Origin of the sequence: Clostridium tarantellae, from assembly GCF_009295725.1 — a bacterium.
GTDB classification, from domain to species: Bacteria; Bacillota; Clostridia; order Clostridiales; family Clostridiaceae; genus Sarcina; species Sarcina tarantellae.
Genome location: NZ_WHJC01000318.1, coordinates 1 through 3,642, shown reverse-complemented (window position 1 = coordinate 3,642; position 3,642 = coordinate 1). Strand labels below are relative to the sequence as shown.

Genomic DNA, 3,642 nt, shown 5'->3' with positions numbered 1-3,642 from the left:
ATTAATAGCTAGTTTTGTAGTGGCTATTTTTTCTTATAATTTAAAAAAAATAAAAAAATAAATTAAATTTTAATATTTATTTTAAATGAAATTTAATCTTAAAATTTAATGTTAAAATTTAAGAAGCTCTTTAAAGTTTTAAAATAATAAATTAAAGAGCTTCTTAAATTTTAAAATAATAATATAAAAAAACTTATTTGAAAATTTAAAAGGAGAAAAAAATTATGTTTAAGGATAAGGTACTTTTAATAACAGGTGGCACAGGATCTTTTGGATATACTGTTTTAAAAAGATTTATAAATACAGATATAAAAGAAATTAGAATTTTTAGTAGAGATGAAAAAAAACAGGATGACATGAGGAATTTATTAAACAATGATAAAATAAAATATTATATTGGAGATGTTAGAGATTACAATAGCATAGATAATGTTATGAAGGGAGTAGATTATGTTTTTCATGCAGCAGCATTAAAGCAGGTACCATCTTGTGAATTTTATCCTATGGAAGCTGTAAAAACTAATATTATAGGTTCTAATAATATATTTAAAGCAGCATTAAACAATAAGGTTAAAAGAGTTGTTTTATTAAGTACAGATAAAGCAGTATATCCAGTTAATGCTATGGGAATTTCTAAAGCAATGGCAGAAAAATTAATGGTAGCAACATCTAGAACTACATTAGATAATGAAACAGTATTTTGTGCAACTAGATATGGTAATGTTATGGCTTCAAGAGGTTCTGTAATACCGTTATTTATTAAACAGATAAAAGAAGGAAAGGATTTAACTGTAACAGATCCTACTATGACTAGATATTTAATGTCTTTAGAAGAATCTGTAGATTTAGTATTATATGCTTATAAGAATGGGAAGCAAGGAGATATATTTATTCAAAAAGCTCCAGCTAGCACAATCTTACAATTAGCTACAGCTATTAAAGAAATATTTAATTCAAATTGTAATATAAAAACCATTGGACCAAGACATGGAGAAAAATCCTATGAAACTTTATTAACTAAAGAAGAGTTTGCAAAGTCAATAGATGAAGGCAATTATTTTAGAGTTCCTTGTGATACTAGGGATTTAAATTACAATAAATACATTAAGGAAGGAAATGAAAAAGTCAGGAATCAATTAGAATATAATTCTGATAATACTAATAGAGTTAATTTAGAAGAATTAAAACAAATTCTTTTAAAGCTTCCATACATTCAATATGAATTAGGAAATATCATAGAGGGTAATAAATCTTCTATTACAGAGTTAGTTTAAATTAGGAGGAGCTTTTATGAAGGTATTAGTTACTGGTTCAAATGGATTTATAGGTAAAAATTTAGTTGTAAAATTAAAAGAAAAAAATAATCATCAGGTTATTTCTATAGATAAAGAGAGTTCAAAAGAGGAATTAAAAAAGGCTGTTTTAGAATCGGAATTTATTTTTCATTTAGCTGGAGTTAATAGAACTGTTAACGTGAAAGATTTTTTTAGTGAAAATAGTAGTTTAACACAATATATAACTGAGATATTAAAAGTAGCTAATAAAAAAACTCCTATATTAATAACTTCATCAATACAAGCAGAGTTAGAAAATGATTATGGAAAAAGTAAAAGACTTGCTGAAGAAGCACTTATAGAATACAGAGGAAATACAGGAGCAAATGTATTTATTTATAGACTTCCTAATGTATTCGGAAAATGGTGTAAACCTAATTATAATTCAGTAGTTGCTACCTTTTGCTATAATATTTCTAGAAATAAGGAAATATTCATATCTGATGTTAATAAGGAATTAACCTTAGTTTATATAGATGATGTAGTAAGGTGTTTTATAGAAGCTATGGAAACAAAAAATATTTTAAGTGGTTTTAATAGAATAGATAGAGAATATAAAGTTACATTAGGTAATTTAGCTGATAAAATAAAAACATTTAAAAATATAGGAAGTACAAAAGTAATGATAAATTTATCTGATGAATTTACTAAAGTATTATATTCAACCTATTTATCTTATCTTAAAGAAGATTTATTTTTATATAATTTAGAAAAAAAAGAAGATGATAGAGGATGGTTAGCTGAAATAATAAAATCTAAAGAATTTGGTCAAATATTTATATCTAAAACTAAGCCAGGAGTAACTAGAGGAAATCATTATCATCACACAAAGGTAGAAAAATTTATTGTATTACAAGGTATAGCTCATATTAATTTAAGACATATATTAAAAGGGGATATTATATCTTATAAGGTTAATGAAAAAGATTTGTCAGTTATAGATATACCACCAGGATATACTCATTCTATAACTAATGTAGGAGAAGAGGAATTAATAGTTTTATTTTGGGCAAATGAAATATTTAATAAGGATAAGCCAGATACTTTTTTTGATAAAGTTTAAATTTGTAAAATTACTTATAAATATTTAAGGGGAATTTTAAAATGAAAAAATTAAAAGTAATAACTATAGTAGGCACTAGACCAGAGATTATAAGATTAGCAGAAACCATAAAGATGTGTGATAAATATTTTGATCATATTTTAGTTCATACAGGTCAAAATTGGGATTATGAGCTAAATGATATCTTTTTTAAAGATTTAGAACTTAGAAAGCCAGACTATTTTTTAGGTGCTGCGGTATCCAAGCATTTAGGGGAAACCATAGGTAATATTATTAGTAAAGCTTATGAAATATTAGTTAAAGAAAGACCAGAAGCATTGTTAATACTTGGAGATACAAATAGTTGCTTAAGTGCTATTGCTGCTAAAAGATTAAAAATTCCAATTTTTCATATGGAAGCAGGAAATAGGTGTTTTGATTTAAATGTACCTGAGGAAATAAATAGAAGAATTGTAGATGTAACTAGTGATGTAAATTTAGCTTATACAGAGCATGCTAGAAGATATTTATTATCTGAAGGTATAAAGAAAGAATATATTTTTGTTACAGGCTCTCCATTACCAGAAGTTTTTGAAAAATATAAAAATGCTATTGATAAAAGTGATATATTAAATAGATTATCTTTAAAAGAAGACAATTATATTTTAGTTAGTGCACATAGGGAAGAGAATATTGATAATGAAATTAATTTTAATGGTTTAATTAAAGCTTTAAATTATATTGCAGAAAATTATAATATGGAAATTATATATTCTACACATCCAAGAAGTTTCAAAAAAATTTTAGATAATAATATAGTATTTCATAAAAATATAAAGAGTTTAAAGCCTTTTGGTTTTTATGATTATAATAAACTTCAAAAACATGCTTTTTGTGTATTATCTGATAGTGGTTCTTTAGCAGAAGAATCTAATATTATGGGATTTCCAGCAGTATCTATTAGAACTAGCACAGAAAGACCAGAAGCTATAGATAAAGGGTCTATAATATTAGGGGGAATAACTGTTGAAAGTATAATTCAATCTATGGAGTTAATTACTAAACAAAAAAAATTAGGAAATGAAGTAGTTTCAGCACCAGATTATTTAGATAAAAATGTATCCTTAAAGGTTGTTAATATAATACAAGGATATACAACTATAGTAAATAAATTCATTTGGAATAAATAATAAAAAAAAGAAACTGAGTTAATTTAGTAATGTATAACTTAGTTTCTTTTTATAATATTTTATATTAATTAAATAT

At 24.5% G+C, this 3,642-nt stretch carries 3 protein-coding genes; all 3 read left to right on the top strand.

Annotated elements, in window-relative coordinates; genetic code table 11:
• Positions 1 to 224: 224 nt before the first annotated feature.
• Genes GBZ86_RS13720 through wecB form a run of 3 tightly spaced genes read left to right on the top strand, consistent with a single transcriptional unit; the run spans position 225 to position 3,566 of the window.
• A complete protein-coding gene (locus GBZ86_RS13720) occupies positions 225 to 1,274 on the top strand; it encodes a polysaccharide biosynthesis protein (protein ID WP_152891570.1) in 1,050 nt (349 codons plus the stop codon).
• Between the two features lie 16 nt (positions 1,275 to 1,290).
• Positions 1,291 to 2,397, top strand: a complete 1,107-nt coding sequence (locus GBZ86_RS13715; protein WP_152891568.1) for a polysaccharide biosynthesis C-terminal domain-containing protein — start codon at positions 1,291 to 1,293, stop codon at positions 2,395 to 2,397.
• 41 nt (positions 2,398 to 2,438) lie between these two features.
• Positions 2,439 to 3,566: a non-hydrolyzing UDP-N-acetylglucosamine 2-epimerase gene (wecB, locus tag GBZ86_RS13710; protein ID WP_152891566.1), complete on the top strand. Its 1,128-nt coding sequence runs from the start codon at positions 2,439 to 2,441 to the stop codon at positions 3,564 to 3,566.
• Positions 3,567 to 3,642: the final 76 nt, after the last annotated feature.

Bases quoted from the DNA above. Each gene is read 5' to 3' on its own strand.
- GBZ86_RS13720 (WP_152891570.1), top strand. From the start codon at position 225: ATGTTTAAGGATAAGGTACTTTTAATAACAGGTGGCACAGGATCTTTT.
- GBZ86_RS13715 (WP_152891568.1), top strand. From the start codon at position 1,291: ATGAAGGTATTAGTTACTGGTTCAAATGGATTTATAGGTAAAAATTTA.
- wecB (WP_152891566.1), top strand. From the start codon at position 2,439: ATGAAAAAATTAAAAGTAATAACTATAGTAGGCACTAGACCAGAGATT.